This window comes from Actinoplanes sp. CA-252034, from assembly GCF_050956125.1.
Taxonomy (GTDB): Bacteria; Actinomycetota; Actinomycetes; order Mycobacteriales; family Micromonosporaceae; genus Actinoplanes.
Genome location: NZ_CP191846.1, coordinates 8851560 through 8868552, shown reverse-complemented (window position 1 = coordinate 8868552; position 16993 = coordinate 8851560). Strand labels below are relative to the sequence as shown.

At 70.3% G+C, this 16993-nt stretch carries 17 protein-coding genes; 5 read left to right on the top strand and 12 right to left on the bottom strand.

What is annotated here, in order from left to right; translation table 11 throughout:
• Window positions 1-17 precede the first annotated feature (17 nt).
• The 9 genes from ACQPZW_RS40190 to ACQPZW_RS40150 form a co-directional block, all read right to left on the bottom strand.
• Complete coding sequence (locus ACQPZW_RS40190; protein ID WP_433791279.1) at window positions 18-845, bottom strand: class I SAM-dependent methyltransferase; 828 nt, start codon at window positions 843-845, stop codon at window positions 18-20.
• Window positions 842-2161, bottom strand: coding sequence for a GH1 family beta-glucosidase (locus ACQPZW_RS40185; RefSeq protein WP_433791278.1), 1320 nt, complete (start codon window positions 2159-2161; stop codon window positions 842-844). Before ACQPZW_RS40185 ends, ACQPZW_RS40190 begins: the two co-directional genes overlap by 4 nt.
• Window positions 2161-3168 carry an ABC transporter ATP-binding protein gene (locus ACQPZW_RS40180; protein ID WP_433791277.1) on the bottom strand — a complete coding sequence of 336 codons (1008 nt, stop codon included), beginning with the start codon at window positions 3166-3168 and terminating at the stop codon, window positions 2161-2163. The genes ACQPZW_RS40185 and ACQPZW_RS40180 overlap by 1 nt, the downstream gene beginning before the upstream one ends.
• Window positions 3165-4235 (bottom strand): ABC transporter permease, encoded by a 1071-nt coding sequence (locus ACQPZW_RS40175; protein WP_433791276.1) that lies wholly within the window; start codon window positions 4233-4235, stop codon window positions 3165-3167. Before ACQPZW_RS40175 ends, ACQPZW_RS40180 begins: the two co-directional genes overlap by 4 nt.
• Window positions 4236-4303: 68 nt before the next feature.
• Entirely contained in the window at window positions 4304-5284 is a 981-nt protein-coding gene (locus ACQPZW_RS40170; RefSeq protein WP_433791275.1) for an ABC transporter permease, read from the bottom strand.
• On the bottom strand, window positions 5281-6336 hold the full coding sequence (locus ACQPZW_RS40165) for an ABC transporter ATP-binding protein (protein ID WP_433791274.1): 1056 nt from the start codon (window positions 6334-6336) through the stop codon (window positions 5281-5283). Before ACQPZW_RS40165 ends, ACQPZW_RS40170 begins: the two co-directional genes overlap by 4 nt.
• Before the next feature lie 64 nt (window positions 6337-6400).
• The gene (locus ACQPZW_RS40160; RefSeq protein WP_433791273.1) at window positions 6401-8086 is read right to left on the bottom strand and encodes an ABC transporter substrate-binding protein; all 1686 of its coding nucleotides are present in this window, start codon (window positions 8084-8086) and stop codon (window positions 6401-6403) included.
• 169 nt (window positions 8087-8255) lie between these two features.
• The gene (locus tag ACQPZW_RS40155) at window positions 8256-9263 is read right to left on the bottom strand and encodes a LacI family DNA-binding transcriptional regulator (protein WP_433791272.1); all 1008 of its coding nucleotides are present in this window, start codon (window positions 9261-9263) and stop codon (window positions 8256-8258) included.
• Between the two features lie 154 nt (window positions 9264-9417).
• Window positions 9418-10260 (bottom strand): NAD-dependent protein deacetylase, encoded by an 843-nt coding sequence (locus ACQPZW_RS40150; protein ID WP_433791271.1) that lies wholly within the window; start codon window positions 10258-10260, stop codon window positions 9418-9420.
• A 91-nt stretch (window positions 10261-10351) separates the two neighbouring features.
• Here ACQPZW_RS40150 and ACQPZW_RS40145 point away from each other — a divergent pair, with 91 nt between their 5' ends.
• The 3 genes from ACQPZW_RS40145 to ACQPZW_RS40135 all read left to right on the top strand — a co-directional run bounded on the left by ACQPZW_RS40145 (window position 10352) and on the right by ACQPZW_RS40135 (window position 12645).
• Window positions 10352-10699, top strand: a complete 348-nt coding sequence (locus ACQPZW_RS40145) for a hypothetical protein (RefSeq protein WP_433791270.1) — start codon at window positions 10352-10354, stop codon at window positions 10697-10699.
• A gap of 60 nt (window positions 10700-10759) precedes the next feature.
• The gene (locus tag ACQPZW_RS40140; RefSeq protein WP_433791269.1) at window positions 10760-11491 is read left to right on the top strand and encodes a hypothetical protein; all 732 of its coding nucleotides are present in this window, start codon (window positions 10760-10762) and stop codon (window positions 11489-11491) included.
• Window positions 11492-11583: 92 nt separating this feature from the next.
• A complete protein-coding gene (locus ACQPZW_RS40135; RefSeq protein WP_433791268.1) occupies window positions 11584-12645 on the top strand; it encodes an App1 family protein in 1062 nt (353 codons plus the stop codon).
• On the opposite strand, the gene ACQPZW_RS40130 is transcribed toward ACQPZW_RS40135, so the two are convergent.
• Window positions 12642-12815, bottom strand: coding sequence for a hypothetical protein (locus ACQPZW_RS40130; protein WP_433791267.1), 174 nt, complete (start codon window positions 12813-12815; stop codon window positions 12642-12644). The two genes, ACQPZW_RS40135 and ACQPZW_RS40130, sit on opposite strands and share 4 nt — an antisense overlap.
• A gap of 17 nt (window positions 12816-12832) precedes the next feature.
• Between ACQPZW_RS40130 and ACQPZW_RS40125 the strand changes: the two genes are divergently transcribed.
• Window positions 12833-13483, top strand: coding sequence for a hypothetical protein (locus ACQPZW_RS40125; RefSeq protein WP_433791266.1), 651 nt, complete (start codon window positions 12833-12835; stop codon window positions 13481-13483).
• A gap of 247 nt (window positions 13484-13730) precedes the next feature.
• On the opposite strand, the gene ACQPZW_RS40120 is transcribed toward ACQPZW_RS40125, so the two are convergent.
• Window positions 13731-15311, bottom strand: coding sequence for a DEAD/DEAH box helicase (locus ACQPZW_RS40120; protein ID WP_433791265.1), 1581 nt, complete (start codon window positions 15309-15311; stop codon window positions 13731-13733).
• Between the two features lie 161 nt (window positions 15312-15472).
• Here ACQPZW_RS40120 and ACQPZW_RS40115 point away from each other — a divergent pair, with 161 nt between their 5' ends.
• Window positions 15473-16327 carry a sigma-70 family RNA polymerase sigma factor gene (locus tag ACQPZW_RS40115; protein WP_433791264.1) on the top strand — a complete coding sequence of 285 codons (855 nt, stop codon included), beginning with the start codon at window positions 15473-15475 and terminating at the stop codon, window positions 16325-16327.
• Window positions 16328-16377: 50 nt separating this feature from the next.
• Here ACQPZW_RS40115 and ACQPZW_RS40110 read toward each other — a convergent pair whose 3' ends face one another.
• A complete protein-coding gene (locus ACQPZW_RS40110; RefSeq protein WP_433791263.1) occupies window positions 16378-16902 on the bottom strand; it encodes a hypothetical protein in 525 nt (174 codons plus the stop codon).
• Window positions 16903-16993 lie beyond the last annotated feature (91 nt).

Below are 16993 nucleotides of genomic sequence, written 5' to 3'. Positions count from 1 at the left end.
CCCGGCGGAGGCGATCACTAAACGGCGGGCTTGCGCGCCTGCAGCGTGTAAGTGTGCGGCAGCCGCTCCGGTTTCTCGGTGAGCTGCCACTCCTTGTTGTCGATCTTCCGCATCTGCCCTGGCAGGGCCTCCCACGGCACGCTCTGGTGCTCCTCGAGCCCGGTCAGCACGAGCCCGGCCTCGAGGATCGCGGTGACGATCTCGCCGAGACCGTGGTTCCACTCGTGGGTGAGGCTGTGCTGGAACTCGTGGTCGGACTCCACGTAGGTGCCCGGCTCGTCCCAGACCTGCGGTTCCTTCTGCTCGAAGTACGGCTCGGTGATGGAGAGCAGCCCGTCGGCGCGGTAGTAGTCGAGCGCCCACAGCACCGGGTGTCCCTCCCGGATGAACAGCCGGCCGCCCGGCGCGAGCAGCGACGCCACGGTCTGCGCCCACCGCTTGATGTCGGGCAGCCAGCCGATCGCCCCGATCCCGGTGAAGACCAGGTCGAAGTCGCCGGTGAGCGCCTCGCGGGCCGAGTAGAGGTCACTCTGGACATACTCGATGTCGGCGCCGGCCCGGGCCGCGAGGGACCGGGCCTGCTCCAGGGCGGCCCCGGAGAAGTCCAGCCCGGTCATGGTGGCGCCGAGCCGGGACAGCGAGAGGGTGTCGGTGCCGATGTGGCACTGGAGATGCACGCCGCGCAGCCCGGCCACGTCGCCGAGCCGTGGTAGGTCGAATCGGACCACGTCACTGATGTAGGACGGGTCGTCGACGAAGCTCTGCACCCGGTAGCCGGGCGACGCCGCGTGAGGCGCCGCCCGCTCGTCCCAGTTCGCCCGGTTGATCTCGAGGTAGTCGGTCATGGGGCGGACGATATGCGATCCCGGAACCACAGCGCACTGCGTTTAGGCGTACGCCGCTGGGTCTCGTAGTCGACGTGCACCAGGCCGAACCGCTTCGCGTATCCCTCGGCCCACTCGAAGTTGTCCATCAGTGACCAGGCGAAGTATCCGCGCACGTCCGCGCCCTGCGCCCGGGCCGCGGCGACCGCGTCGACGTGGGAGGCCAGGTACGCCGTCCGCTCGGTGTCCTCGACGAACCCGTCGGCGTCCGGGTGGTCCGGGTAGACCGCCCCGTTCTCGGTCACGACCAGCGGATACCCGTAGTCGCGGTGCAGGCGCAGCAGCAGTGTGGTGAACCGGTCCGGCGTGATCGGCCAGCCCAGGTCGGTCTGCGGCACGTCCGGCTTGATCTCCCGTACCACCGGCAGCCCGTCCGCGTCGACGGTGTTGCCGTCGAGGTCTCGTCCGGCGAAGTCCTGCCCGAAGTAGAAGTTCACGCCGAGCGTGTCGACGGGCGTCCGGGAGATGATCTCCAGGTCCCCGTCGCGGACCGGCAGCTCGATCCCGCGGGCCGCCAGGTCCTCCAGCACGTCCACCGGGTAGCGGCCGTGCTTGAGCGGGTCCAGGAAGATCCGTGCCACGTTGCCGTCGGCACGCCGTGCCGCCGCGATGTCCAGCGGATCGTCCGAGGCCGGGGTGGCGGTGCCGATGTTCAGCGGGATGCAGATGTCGTTGTCCGGCCGCTTGATCGAGTTGGCCACCAGTCCGTGCCCGAGCAGCAGGTGGTGGGTCGCGGCGGCCGCGGCGGCCGGCTCACGACGGCCGGGCGCGAACACCCCGTACTGGTAGCCGAGATAGGCCACGCACCAGGGTTCGTTGACCGTCCCCCAGTGGCGGACGCGGTCGTTCAAACGGTCGAAGACCATCTCGGAGAACTCGGCGAACCGGTACGCGGTGTCCCGGTTCGGCCAGCCGCCGGCGTCCTCGAGCTCCTGCGGCATGTCCCAGTGGTAGAGCGTGAGCCACGGCTCGATCCCGTTGGCCTGGAGCTCGTCCACGAGTCGGTCGTAGAAGTCGAGCCCCCGGGCGTTGGCCGGTCCGCGGCCGTGGGGCTGCACCCGGGTCCAGGACACCGAGAACCGGTAGGCGTTCACCCCCAGGCTCTTGATCAGCCGCACGTCGGACGGCATCCGGTGGTAGTGGTCGCAGGCCACGTCGCCGGTCTCGCCGACGACGTCGCGGGCGAAGGTGTCCCAGATCGACGCGGTCCGCCCGTCCTCGGCGGCCGCGCCCTCGATCTGATAGGCCGAGGTGGCCACACCCCAGGTGAAATCCATCAGCCCACCGGCTCCTCGGTCGGGTGCAGCCAGCACGCCACCGAGCGGGTCCTGCCGTCGCCGGTGCCGGGTCGCCCGAGCACCGGGATGTTGCCGGCGCACGGGTCGAAGGCCTTCGGGCATCGCGGGTGGAACGAGCATCCGGTCGGCATGCCCTTGAGGTCGGGCGGCGACCCCGGGATGCCGGTCAGCTCACGGCGTGGGCCCTTCAAGGCGGGGAAGGACCCCAGCAGGCCTTGGGAGTACGGGTGGAGCGCGTCCTTGTAGATGGCCGAGGCCGGCGCCTCCTCCACGATCCGGCCGCCATACATGATCGCGATCCGGTTGGAGAACTCCACCAGCAGCGACAGGTCGTGCGTGATGAAGATGACCGAGAATCCCAGCCGCTCGCGCAGCTCGATGAGCTGGCCGAGGATCTGCCGCTGCATGACCACGTCGAGCGCCGTGGTCGGCTCGTCCATGATCACGACCTGCGGCTGGAGGATCAGCGCCATGCCGATCATGACGCGCTGGCGCATGCCGCCGGAGAGCTGGTGCGGGTAGGCCTCCATCCGGTCCGGGGCGATGCCGACGAGCTTGAGCATCTCCCGGGCCCGGGCGTTGCGCTGGGTCTCGCTCATCTTCGGCTCGTGGGCCTTGAGCACGTCGGTCAGTTGGGTGGAGATCTTGTGAACCGGGTTGAGCGAGTTCATCGCGCCCTGGAACACGATCGCCGTCTCGTTCCACCGGAACCGGCGCAGCTGGGTGTCGGAGAGGGAGAGCACGTCGTACGGATCGCCCTGCTCCGGGTGGTAGATGACCTCGCCGCCGGTGATCACGCCGGGCGGGGCGAGCAGCCGCGTCATGCCGTAGGCGAGCGTCGACTTGCCGGATCCGCTCTCCCCGGCCAGGCCGAGCACCTCGCCGCGGTGCAGGGTGAGGTTGACGTCACGGACCGCCCGGACGCCCTGGTCGCCCAGGCCGTACCCGACGTTCAGGTTGCGGATCTCGATGACCGGCTGGCTCATTTGACGGGCTCCTCACGCACCACCGGCGTGGCGGCGCCGGTGTTGACCACGGGGATCGGCCGGGCGTGCGTGTGCGGCTCGGCGGAGTTGCTCAGGACCGGCGTGAAGCCGATGCGCATGCGGACCGTACGCCCGGAAGCGGTCTTGATCTTGGTTTTGCCGGCGCTGCGCAGACGGGGGCTGACGAACTCGTCGATGCCGAAGTTGATCAGCGACAGCGCGGTGCCGAGCAGCGCGATGGCCAGACCGGCCGGCACGAACCACCACCAGGCGCTCTGCGCCAGCGCCTGCTGGCCCTGCGCCCAGAACAGGATGGTGCCCCAGTTCCACGTGGTGGCCGAGGTGACGCCGATGAAGGCCAGGGTGATCTCGGACAGCACCGCGAAGATGACCGTGCCGACGAAGCCGGAGGCGATCACGGCGGTCAGGTTCGGCAGCAGCTCGAAGCCGATCACCCGCCAGGTCCGCTCGCCGCTGGCCCGCGCCGCCTCGACGAAGTCGCGCCGTCGCAGCGACAGCGTCTGGGCGCGCAGCACCCGGGCGTTCCACGACCAGGAGGTGAGGCCGATGACCAGGGCGATCAGCCAGTCCTCGGCGTTCTCCAGGGTGGAGGTGATGATGATGATCAGCGGCAGCGCCGGGATCACCAGGAAGACGTTGGAGAGAGCGGACAGGACCTCGTCGGTCTTGCCGCCGACGTAACCGGCGGTCACCCCGATGACGACCGACAGCACGGACGCCACGATGCCGGCGAAGAAGCCGACGAAGATGACGCTGCGGGTGCCGGCCAGCAGCTGGCTGAACACGTCCTGGCCCAGGTGGGTGGTGCCCATCCAGTGGTCGGCCGACGGCGGCTGGACCAGGGCGTTGCCGCGGGCGCCCGGGTCGTACGGGGTGATCCACGGCCCGATGACCGCCAGCACCAGGTAGACGCCGAGGATGATCAGGCCGGTGGCCGCCTTCTTGTTGGCGACGAAGCGGAAACTGCGCCGCTTGGCCCGCTGGGGCTGGGCCATCGAGCCCTGGCCGGGGATGACCTGCTCGATGCTCGAGGTGGGGATCGTCACCGGCCGGCCCTCCGTGCGTCCCGGCCGGGCGTCTCCTCGCCACCTCGGTGGATGAGAACAGTCACCGGTCAGCCCTCCTTGCGGGTGCGCGGGTCGAGGAGCAGGTAGGCGATGTCGGCCAGCAGGTTCGCCACCAGCACCGAGATCGTGATGATGAGGAAGACGCCCTGCATGAGCGGATAGTCCGAGGCGCCGAGCGCCTGGAAGAGCTGGAAACCGACTCCCGGGTACGAGAAGACGATCTCCACGAGCAGCGTGCCGCCGACGATGAAGCCGAGCGACAGCGCGAACCCGGAGACGTTCGGCAGCAGCGCGTTGCGGGCCGCGTAGCTCATCGCGACCCGGCGGTCGGACAGGCCCTTGGCGTGCGCCACGGTGATGTAGTCCTCCGACGACACGGTCACCATCATGTTGCGCATGCTCAGGATCCAGCCGCTGACCGAGGAGATCAGGATGGTCAGGGCGGGCAGCAGGCTGTGCTGGATGGCGCTCGGGATGAAGTACTGGTCCCAGGCCGGCACCAGGCCGTTGTCGAAGCCACCCGACGACGGGAAGAAGCTGTCCGGGCCGGTGAGCAGGTAGATCGCGATGATGCCGAGCCAGAAGTAGGGCACCGAGGAGAGGAACGTGGTGACCGGCAGCAGGCCGTCGGTCCACGAGCCGCGCCGCCAGCCGGCCAGGACGCCCAGACCGGTGCCGAGGAAGAAGCTGATGATCGTGGTGATGCCGACCAGCAGCAGCGTCCAGGGCAGGCTGCTGGCGAGGATCTCGGAGACCGGCGTCGGGAAGAACGTGAACGACAGGCCCAGGTCGCCGGAGAGCAACTGCCCCCAGTAGCTGACGTACTCCGACCAGAGGCTGGCGTCCTTGTCCAGGCCGAACAGCACGTAGAGGGAGTCGATCGCCTGGCTGCTGAGCTGGCCCTGGTACTTGGTGATCAGCGCCTGGACCGGGTCGCCGGGGATCATCCGGGGGATGAAGAAGTTCAGGGTGATGGCGGCCCACGCGGTGAACAGGTAGAAGGCGAGCCGCTGCAGGAAGTACTTCACTTCGCCACCTCGCTGGAGTCGTACAGCCAACAGGCGGCCCAGTGCCCGGGCACGTCGCCGATCTCGAGCCGGACCGGCGTCTCGGTCGAGCAGCGCGGCATCGCCATCGGGCAGCGCGGGTGGAATCGGCACCCGGAGGGCGGGTGGATGAGGCTCGGCGGCTCGCCGTTGCCACGGTCCTCGTCTTCGACGTCGGACGCGCCGGTGAGCCGGTCCGGGTCCGGGGCGGAGTCGATCAGGAGCCGGGTGTACGGGTGAGCCGGCGTCTGTGTGACGGTCTCGCTGTCGCCGCCCTCGACCATCCGGCCGGCGTACATGACCATCGTCTGGTCGGCGAAGTACCGGGCCGACGCGATGTCATGGGTGATGTAGAGGATCGCCAGGTTGAAGCGTTCCTTCAGGTCACGCAGCAGGTTCAGGACGCCGAGCCGGATCGACACGTCGAGCATGGAGACCGGCTCGTCGGCGAGCAGCGCCTCCGGCTCGGCACCCAGCGCCCGGGCGATCGCCACGCGTTGCCGCTGACCGCCGGACAGCTCGTGCGGGAACTTGTCGAGGTAGCGCTCGGGCGGGGTGAGCGACACCCGCTGGAGCAGCTCGTACAGGGCGTTCTCGAGGTCGGCGTCGGTCTTCCCGGCGTTGCCGTGGATCTTCAGCGCCCGGGTGAGGTGGTACCGGATGGTGTGCACGGGGTTCAGCGACGCGAACGGGTCCTGGAAGATCATCTGAACCCGGGCGCAGTACGCGCGGAACGCCGAGCCCGACTTGACCTTCGTCGACTTCCCGTGCAGCCGGATGTCGCCGTCGGTACGGGGATAGAGCTGGGCCAGCAGGCGGGCGACGGTGGACTTGCCCGAGCCGGACTCGCCGACCAGGGCCACCACCTGGCCGCGGCGGAGGGTGAGGTGCACATCATCGACGGCGTGCACCGCGTCGTGCCGGTTGGAGAACAGGTCGCGCAACCGCCGGCGGACGGGGAAGTGCTTGGTCAGGCCGATCGCCTCGAGCACCACCTCGTCGGCCGGCGCCTTGGCTTCCGGGATCGACGTCATGCCGGTGTCCTTCTAACAAGCTGAAGGCGGGCGCCCCGGTGTGCACCGGGGCGCCCGCGGGCGATCAGGAGTTGGCGGGCTGCAGCTTCAGGACGACGGTCAGAGCGCCGGCCTGCGTGGGCTGCATCGGGGCGTAGGAGTCCGCGTCCGAGGGCCAGCCGACCCAGTTCTTGGTGCTGTACGCGCCACCGACGTTGTCCGAGCCGACCGGCAGCATCGGCGCCTGCTCCACGAAGATCTTCTGGATCGTGGCGAGCGCGGCCTTACGGGCGGTCTCGTCGGTCGCGTTGGAGTACGCCTTCAGCGCGGCGGTGGCCTCCGGGCTCTGGAAGCGGCCGAAGTTGCCCTGCTGGGCGGCGGTGCCGATCGGCTTCATCAGGTCGCCGTCCATCACCGTCTGGTAGATGTCGAACGGCGTCGACCCACCGTTGGTCCAGCGCATCGTGCCGCCGAAGTCGCCCTTCTGGACGTTGGCGTCCCAGACGTTCTGGTTCGGCTTCTCGACGACCGCCTCGATGCCGATCTCGGCCAGGTTGCTCTTGATGATCTCGAGCGTGGTCTGGTAGTCGGACCACGGGGCCGGGTCGCTCAGCTTGATGGACACGGCCTTGCCGGCCTTGTCCTTGAGGGTCGTGCCCTCCAGCTTGTAGCCCGACTCGGTGAGCAGCTTCTTGGCGCCCTCGACGTCGACCGAGAAGGTCTTGCCCTTGAACTCGTCGGCGATGTAGGCGTCACCCGCGCCCTCCGGCAGACCGGTGACGCTCTTGATCTCCGGGTGGAAGTAGCCGGCCTCGGCCTGCACGAAGATGTCGTTGCGGTTGATGACCATGTTCATCGCGCGGCGCAGCGCCGGGTCGTCGAACGGCTTCTGGGTGGTGTTGATGTAGAGGCCGTGGATGCCCAGCACGCCCGGCGCCCAGACCTTGTAGTGCTCCGGGTCCTTGGCGACGAAGGTCTGCTGGTAGTTCGGGATGAAGACGAAGCTCCACTCGGCCTGACCGGTCGCCAGGGCCGTCGACATCGCGTTGTTGTCGGCGTAGGAGGTGTAGCGCAGCTCCTTGACCTTCGGCAACGGCTGCCAGTAACCGCTCTCACGGACGCTGAGGATCGTCGCCTGCTGGCTGAACGACTTCAGGACGTACGGGCCACTGCCGACCGGCTGCTTGATCGGGTCGGTGGCCGGGTCCGCGATCTTCTCCCAGACGTGCTTCGGCACGATCGGGATCTGCCCGATCACCTTGTGCTGGGTGGTGAACTGCGAGGACTTGAAGGTGATCTTCACCTTGTTGCCCTCCGACGTGATCGCGTCGAAGGGGATGGCGAAGATGTTCAGCGCCTCGTTGCTCTTGACCAGGTTGTACGTGTAGACGACGTCCTCGGCGGTCAGCGGCTTGCCGTCGGACCAGGTCGCGCCGTCCCGGATGGTCAGGTCGACGGTCTTGTAGTCGGCGGACCACTTGATCTCGCTGGCCAGCCACGGGGTCAGCGGGTCGGCCGGCTTGGTGTTGTTCCACTGGCCGAGGGGCTCGTAGATCATCCAGCGGTAGCCGAGCGAGGCGCCCGCCGAGGTGCCGATGAACGGGTTGTTGTTCTCGGTCACCGTGCCGTTCGGCATGCCGATCGACAGGAACTCCGCCTGCTTGGCGTTGTTCGCGTTGTTGTTGGCGTTGGGCGAGTCACTGCACGCGGCGAGCCCGCCGCCGGCCAGCACGCCGGCCAGGGCGACCGCGAAGAGCTTGCGTCGCTGCATCGAAATTCTCCTCGGAGGATTCATCTGCGGGTGAGAGGGGTGAAACAGGGTGAGAGGGGTGCCACGAGGGCGTGCGGCATCGCGTGACCGGCCGGCGGCCGGCCCCGGGTGCCACCGATCTCCGGCCGTCGCAGCGGCCGGTCGATGCGCTATCGGGTGGTGGGTCGGTTCAGGAGGAGCTGACCGTTGACTCTCGGACGGTGAAAGTCGCCGGGATTATCGTCGGGCGGTTCGGGAGCGGTGTTCCCTCGAAATGGGCCAGCAGCGTACGGGCTGCCGCCTCACCCATCTCGCGCATGGGCTGGTGGACCGTGGTCAACGGCGGCTGGGTGTGCGCCGCCATCGGGATGTCGTCGAAGCCGACGACCGACACGTCCTCCGGGATGCGCCGGCCGAGCTCCTTCAGCGCCTGCATGGCGCCGGCGGCGGAGACGTCGTTGTGGCAGAAGACGGCGTCGAACTCGACACCGGCCGCGGTGGCCCGGTGGATCGCCTCGGCGCCCCGCTCGAAGGTGAAGTCGCCGAGCACGATCCGGTCGTCGGCGACCGGGTGACCGGCGTCCGCGTAGACCGAGGTGAACCCGTCCCCACGCTGCTGGGTGCAACCGAACCGGGACGGTCCGGTGATCATCAGCGGCCGGTGACGGCCCACCTCGATCAGGTGCCGGGCGGCCGCGCCGGCGCCGATGTGATTGGTCGTCCCGATGCTGGGGATCTGCCCGGACATCTGGTCGCGATCGTCGATCAGCACCATCGGCAGGCCGCGGGCGTGCAGGGTGGCGATGTAGTCGAGGGTGCCCTCCGGCTCGATGACCAGCAGCCCGTCGAACGACTTGGCCGCGACCTGGGCACCGAACTGGCGCATCGAGTCCTCGCCGCGATTGCAGGTGAACAGGAGCAGCCCGTACTCCTCGGCCTCGAGGACGTCGACCGCTCCCTGCACTACCTCGCCCATCCACGGCCAGGTCAGTGAGGGGACGAGCATGGCCACCACTCGCGTGCGGCCGCGGGCCAGGTTGACCGCGCGGGCGCTCGGCACGTAACCGAGCTCCTCGATCACCGCACGGACCCGCGCGGCGGTCGATTCGTCCAGCTCACCCTTGCCGTTGAGAACCCGGGACACGGTGGTCTTACTGACCTTGGCCCGGGCCGCCACGTCGGCGATGGTGATCGGCACGCTAGCTCCCTCAGTTGCTACCGGTTGATTGCCCGGGGTTTCGGAACCGGTTTCGGGACCGGTTTCGGCAGTCAACCTCAGTGAGAGCCGTCACGTCAACGGGCCGAGCGAGCTATTTCGATTTCAAGACGGTAACCGAGTTCGGTAAACAGTCTTAAACGGTAAGTGGGGCAAGATTCGGAAGAACCACCCCGAGCGGGGCGTCGATCACGAGATCCGCATAGGGCTCGCCGCGGGTGACGCCGCGGTTCACGATCGCCACCCGGATCCCGTCGCGCACCGCCCGCAGCACGAACCGCCGCCCCGACATGACGGTCAACGACGAACCCAGAACGAGCAGCGTGCGCGCGCCCGTCACCAGCGCGAACGATCGCGACACCCGCTCCGGCGGCACGGTCTCGCCGAAATAGACCACGTCCGGCTTGAGCATCCCGCCGCAGGCCGCGCAGTCCACCACCGTGAACCCGGCCACCTCGGCGTCGTCCAACTCCACGTCACCGTCCGGATTGATCGTCGCCGCCACCGCCGCGAACCCCGGATTGGCCGCCGACAGCCGCTCCTCCAGCTCGTCGCGCCCCGATACCGCCCCGCACCCCAGGCACACCACCCGGGCCAGGTTGCCGTGCAGCTCGATCACGTCACGGGCGCCGGCAGCCTGGTGCAGCCCGTCCACGTTCTGCGTGATCACCCCGGCCAGCAGGCCCCGCTCCTGCAGCCGGGCCACCGCCCGGTGCCCGTCGTTGGGCCGGGCGTCGCCGATAGTGCGCCACCCCAGATGGCTGCGCGCCCAGTAGCGCCGCCGGGCCACCGGATCGCCGGTGAACGTCTGATAGGTCATCGGCGAGCCCCGCCGGGCCGAGCCGGAGGGGCCGCGATAGTCCGGGATCCCGGAGTCGGTGGACAGGCCGGCACCACTGAGCACCACGACGTCACCCTCGCCGACCCACTCGTCCAGCCGGGCCACCTGCTCCACCATCTCGAGATCCATGCCGTCCATCGTCCCTCGCCCGGGTGACCGTGCGGGCAACCCGTACGAGTGGTGTGACCGCGTTCGTCCGCTGCGCACCGCTTGGCCGCACAGTAGGTTGATGGACGTGATCACGGTGGCGCAGCCGGCTGCCCGTCCCTGGGACGGGCAGCGGATTCTGCGTTTCCTGACCGGGCTGGCGATGCTCGCCCTGGCGGTCACCCTGCGCCTGCCCGGACCTGCTCTTCCGGCCCCCGCGGCAGCCCCCGCCGCGCCCGCCCCGCCCGCCGCGGCCGTCGCTGCCACCGACGTGGCCGCCCCGGATCCGGAGATCTACGAGGCGGAGCGGATCGAGCCGCAGACGCCCGGCAATGCGGTCGCAGACCCGTCAACGGTGACGTTCACCACTCGTGTCCCGAGTGGCGGGATCCCGGGAGCCACCGGCCCCCGCGCACCCCCGGCCGCCTGACGGGTCCCTTCCCGGATCCGTCACCGCCGGCCGTAGATCGACCTACCACTGGGGTGCTCCATGGAATCCGTCCTGCAAACCTTCCTCCGCGCGGTCCCGCAGGCGACCGCCGTCTGGCTCGTCATCCTGCTCGCCCTCGGCCTCGCCGTCGCGGTCGCCGTCACCACCCTGCCCCGCGGCGTCGGCGCGCCCGAGCCGGCCGGTGAGGAGAACCGGCTCGCCGACCGGCTGGAGGCCGCCGCCGTCGAGGCCGTCGAGGTGGCCGACCGGCGCCGCAGCGAATGGCTCGCCGCCCAGCAGGCCGTCGACGAGACGTGGGCCGCCTACGAGCAGGCCTCCGACGACGCCCGCCGGCTCGCCGCCACCACCGCGTTCCCGCTGATGAGCCGCCGCCGCAAGCCCGGCGAGAACGTCGACCGCCAGCGCTACCTGCACCGGGCCGCCACCGAGCTGTGCCGCTCCCACGACCTGTCGATCGCCCAGCTCAACGACGTCTACGCGCACCGCGGCTGGAACCCCCGGCTGCACCCGGTCCAGCAGGAGCCGGTCCTGGTCAACGCGGTCCGGGCACACCGCTTCGACGCGTACCAGCGGGCCGTGGAGAAGGAGCGGGCCACCTGGCGCAGCGCCGAGGCGGCCGCCGAGACGCTGCGCGGCCTGCGCGCCGAGGCGGCCGCCGCCCGCCTGAACGGCCCGGTCACCGAGGCCGGCGAGCAGCAGGTGTACGCCGAGCACTGGACGTCCGCGGACACCGAGCGCCGGACAGCCGTGGAACTTCCGGCCGCCGCCTGATGTCCACCCCGGATCCGCCGACCGTTCCCAGCGGACCGTGACAACCGCCGGGTACCGTGGCCGGGCGGGCGGTACGGATCGGCTAGGAGGCGATGGTGACGATGATTCCCACGGGTGACTCCTCGTCCGTGGTCCGGATACACCGGGCCGCCCTGATCGAGGACGCCGTCCATGAGATCGTCGAGCGCCGCCTGCGAGGCCGCGGGTGGAAGCCGTACATCACGGCGTACACGGGCTACGGCGCTCCCGGGTGGGCCCGCGTGATGGGCCGGGTGCTGCTGGCCAGGCCCGGGATGGTGCGCAAACGCCGCGAGAAGGTCCGTGGCTGGCGCAGTTTCACCACCACCCCGGTGAGCAGTGCCCTGGTCCGCATCGAGCTCGGTGGCACGATCACCGAGGCGCGCACCGACCGCAGCGGCTATCTCGACGTCATCGTCAAGGGCGACCTCGATCCCGGCTGGGGCTGCGCGAGACTCTCCACCGAGGGCACCGTCCCGGTGGACGCGCCGATCCGGGTGATCGACCCCGCCGTCAAGTTCGGGGTGATCTCCGACATCGACGACACCGTGATGGTCACCACACTGCCGCGCCCGCTGCTCGCCGCGTGGAACACGTTCGTCCTCGACGAGCACGCCCGCACCGCCGTCCCCGGCATGGCGGTCCTCTACGAGCGGCTCGTCCACGCCAACCCCGGCACGCCGGTCGTCTACCTCTCCACCGGCGCGTGGAACGTGGCGCCCACCCTCACCCGGTTCCTCAGCCGCCACCTCTACCCGGCCGGCCCGATCCTGCTCACCGACTGGGGCCCCACCCCGGACCGCTGGTTCCGCAGCGGCCAGGAGCACAAGCGCAAGTCGCTGCAGCGGCTCGCCGAGGAGTTCCCCGACGTGCGGTGGCTGCTCATCGGCGACGACGGCCAGCACGACCAGGAGATCTACTCCGAGTTCGCCCGGGAGCATCCGGAGAACGTGGCGGCCGTCGCGATCCGCCGGCTGTCACCGGCCCAGGCCGTGCTCGCCGGCGCCATCCCCGGCCCGTCGGAGGCCGCCGAGGTCGTGCCGTCCGGTGGCAAGACCTGGTTCTCGGCCCCCGACGGCGCCGGTCTCTGGTCGCTGCTACGCGACACCGACCTCGTCCGCAAGGCCAGGGGCTAGGGTTTGTCCAGCTCAGGCTTGGTCGCTGCCTCGGCCGCCCGCTCGTGCAGGCGGCCCCGGATCTCCTCCGGCGTATACGCCCGCCGCTTGCGCTCGGCCCGGGCCACCACCACGCCCGTCGCCGCGACTCCCGCCAGCCCCGCCAGTCCCGCTATCTTCCACCAACGCATCAGCTGAGAATAGACACGTGGGAGCAGAACTCAGCCTCGACGAGGCCCTCGACCTGACCCGTACCGGCGACATCTGGATCTTCCGGGGACGATCCGGGCCGGACCGGGCCATCCAGACCCTCACCAACAGCCCGGTGAACCACGTCGGCATGTCCCTGGTGATAGACGACATGCCGCCGCTGATGTGGCACGCCGAGCTCGGCAGGTCGCTCCCGGACATGTGGTCCGGCAGGTTCCAGCGCGGCGTCCAGCTGCACGATCTGCGCGACGCCGTCACCGTCTGGGCCCGCCGCTACGGCCAGCGCGGCTGGCTGCGGCAACTCGACCCCGGCGTCACCCGGGCAATGGAGGACAAGGCGCTCAAGACCGTCGCCCGCCTCGACGGCACCCCGTTCCCGTCCACGTCGCAGCTCGCCGGCCGCTGGGCACGCGGGCGGGTCCCGCAGATCAAGCTCCCCTGGCAGGACCGGCGGGAGAGCGAGGCCACCCTGGAGAAGGCGTACTGCGCCGAGGTCGTCGCCGTCACCTACGAGGACATGGGTCTGCTGCCGCGCGGCCGCAAGGCCAACTGGTACGACCCGGGTCGCTTCTGGAGCGGTGACGAGCTCGAGCTCTGTGCCGGCTTCACCCTCGGCGACGAGATCGCCGTCACCGTCCCGGAGGCCTGACCCGCGCGGCGATCGCCCGCGATCCGGCGGACCGCTTCGCCGACCGCGGACGGTCCAGGTCGAATCGGAGGCGCACGCCGGTCTCGGTCGGCCACGGCGACGGTCCACGTCGAATCGGAGCCGCACAACCGGCTCTCGACCGGCCACGGTCACGCCCGGGCCGCGGAAAGCCGACCGCCGGCCGTTGAGAAACGGCCGGCGGTCAGCGAACAGAGATCAACTCAGGTGATCGATCACCCGACGGTGATCACCGGCCGGTACGGCGCCCGCCGCCCCGCGCCGAGAACGCAGCCGCACCGCCCCCGGAAGAGGGCGAGGTGGAGCGCGTCGAGGTGGAGTTGGACCGTGGCGCGGCGGCTCGCGTGCTGCCTCCGGCCGGATTGGCGCGCTGCTGCGGCGTACCCGAGCGGTGGTCCGAACCCGAGCCACGGGTCTGCCCGGACCCGGACGCGGACGTCCGCCGCCGGCCCGCCTGATCGGTGGCGCGCTGGCGGCCCTGACCCGCGGCGGGCGTACCGGCCGCAGCCGTCTTCCCCTCCGCTGTGGGGCGGCCACGGCCTCGCCGGGGCCGCCCGGAACGGCCGTCCGCACCGGTGTCCGCGGTCGACGCCGAGCGGGACGCAGCGGCCGCGCTACCGGGCGCGGGCTCGGGAGCGGGCGCCACGAAGGTGCGCTCGCCCGGAGCCAGCTGGGCCAGCAGCGCGTCACCCGGCCGGGTGCGACTGGTGAGCGGGCGGATGCCCGCCTTGCGGGCCAGGTCACGCACGTCGGCCTGCTGCTCGTCGGTCATCAGCGTGATGACCGTGCCGCGGTTGCCGGCCCGCGCGGTCCGGCCGGACCGGTGCAGGTAGGCCTTGTGCTCCACCGGCGGGTCGGCGTGGATGACCAGGCTGACGTCGTCGACGTGGATGCCACGGGCGGCGATGTCGGTGGCGACGAGCGTGCCCGCGGAACCGTCGGAGAACGCCGACAGGTTGCGGTTACGCGCGTTCTGCGCGAGGTTGCCGTGCAGCTCGACGGCCGGGACCCCCGCCGCGTTGAGCTGACGGGTCAGCACCTTGGCGCGCCGCTTGGTCCGGGTGAACACCACGGTCCGGCCGGGCGCGGCGAGCAGCTCGACGAGGATGCCGAACCGATCGTCGTCCCGCACGTGCAGCACGTGGTGGTCCATCTCGATCGGTGCCTGGGCGGCCGAGTCGACATGGTGGGTGATCGGCTTGTGCATGAACTTCTGCACCAGCACGTCCACCCCGTTGTCGAGGGTGGCGGAGAAGAGCAGCCGCTGGCCCCGTGGTGGGGTCTGCGACATGAGCCGCCGCACCACCGGCAGGAAGCCCAGGTCGGCCATGTGGTCGGCCTCGTCGAGGACGGTCACCTCGACCGCGTCGAGTGAGGCGTGACCGCTGCGGATGTGGTCGTCGAGGCGACCGGGGCACGCCACCAGCACATCGACGCCCGCTTTCAGCGCCTTGATCTGCGGGTTGGGGCCGACGCCGCCGAAGACGACGAGGGTACGCAAGCCGGCCGCTTCGGCCAGCGGGCGCAGAGTGGCCTCGATCTGGGTGGCCAGCTCCCTGGTGGGCGCAAGGATCAGCGCCCGGGGCCGGCCCGGTTGGGGCTTACGAGCCGCGGCGCTGAGCCGGGCTACGAGTGGGATCACGAAGGCGTACGTCTTACCGGAACCGGTACGCCCCCGGCCCAGCACATCCCGGCCGGCCAAGGTGTCGGGCAGGGTGGCCGCCTGGATGGGGAACGGGGTGGTGATCCCGAGCCGGTCGAGCGCCGTATTGAGGACGGCGGGCACGCCGAGCTCGGTGAAGGAAGTCATGAAGATGAAAACTCCGAGTGGTCGATTACTGATCATTCTAGCTCGGCACCCTCTGCAACCGGTTCGCACCCGTTGGCGAACCTGTCCGCACTCAACACGCCCCATCTTTCTCCTCAGCGCCGGACATCCCCCTGACCGGCCGGTACCCGAGGAGATCCCCGATGAGTGTTGAGACACCTGCTATGGAGCGGCGTGGCGAGGACATCGTCCGGGCGAACATGCCGCTCGTCGGTCATCTGGTCCGGGAGATGCTGGCCCGGGTTCCCTCGCACGTGAACCGGGACGACCTGCTGTCGGCCGGCTATGCCGCGCTGGTGGCGGCCGCCCGGGGCTTCGATCCCGAGCGAGGGGTGCCGTTCCCGCGATTCGCGGCGGCACGGGTACGCGGGGCACTGCTGGACGAGTTGCGCGGGCTCGACTGGGCCAGCCGGTCGGTACGGCAGCGGGCCCGGCGTACCGATGCGGCCCGCGAGGAGCTGATGGCCGAGCTGGGCCGCACCCCGACGATCCAGGAGGTCGCCGACAAGCTCGGTTGCAGCGTCGAGGACATCGAGCACGGCGAGGGCGACGTGCACCGCGCCACGGTCTTCAGCCTCCAGGGCTTCGCCACCGCGACCGCCGACGACATCGTCACCGAGCCCGGTCTGGGCCCGGAGGAGATGCTGTTGCGCCGGGAGCGCTTCGGCTACCTGCGGCACGCGGTCGACGCGCTGCCGGAGCGGCTGCGCGTCGTGGTGGAGGGCTACTTCTACGGCGAGCGGCCGATGGCCCAGATCGCCGCGGAGCTCGGGGTCAGCGAGTCCCGGGTGTCGCAGCTGCGGGCCGAGGCGCTGATGCTGCTCCGGGACGGGCTGAACACCCACCTGGACCCGGCGATGGCGGCCCAGACTCCGCCGAAGGAGGGTTGCGTGGCCCGGCGGCGGGCCGCGTACTACGACAAGATCGCCAGCCGGGGCACTCTGCGGACCCGGCTGGCCATGACGAGCCCGGACGGCCTGCCGGTGGTGGCCGCCTAGACCCCGCGGGTGGGAGTGGCCCGCCGCGGTTCGTGGCGGGCCACCGTGATTCACGCGTTGGCGCAGGTTCCGGCCTTCTTCTGGGCGGCGATCGCCTTCGTGGCGCCCATCTTGTAGAGGCTCAGGCCCTCCTTGGCCGGCTCCAGCTTCCAGGCGTCCTGCTCGTAGACCATGGTGTACGACTGGGCCGCGACCAGTTGCTTCGCGATCACCACGGCCTTGTCGGCGCCCTCCAGCCGGGCGCTGGTCAGCTGGATCGCCAGGCCCTTGCGGGAGCAGGCGGTGTTCAGCTTGACGTAGTCGTCCTTGCTGATCGCCTTCTTGCCGGCCGCCGTGTACATGTCCCAGGCTCCGGCGAAGTCGCCGCCACTGAACCGGTCGAACACGGTCTGCGCGGCGGCCTTGGCGCCGTCCAGGGTCTTCGGCTGGGGGCCACCGGCTTCGGCCGCGGCGGCGGCGGCGTTGCCGGCCGGTTCGGGGGTCTCCTCGGTGCAGGCGGCGGAGAGTGTGAGGGTGGCGATCGCGGCGAGGGCCACGGCGCCCAGCCGCAGGTGCTTCGGGTGGCTGTTGTCCATGTCACGGTTAATGGCGACCGCCCACCGGGCGTAACGGCCCCGGCGTGTCGATGACTACTTCCGGACACTTGCGCCCGCGGCCGTAACCCGC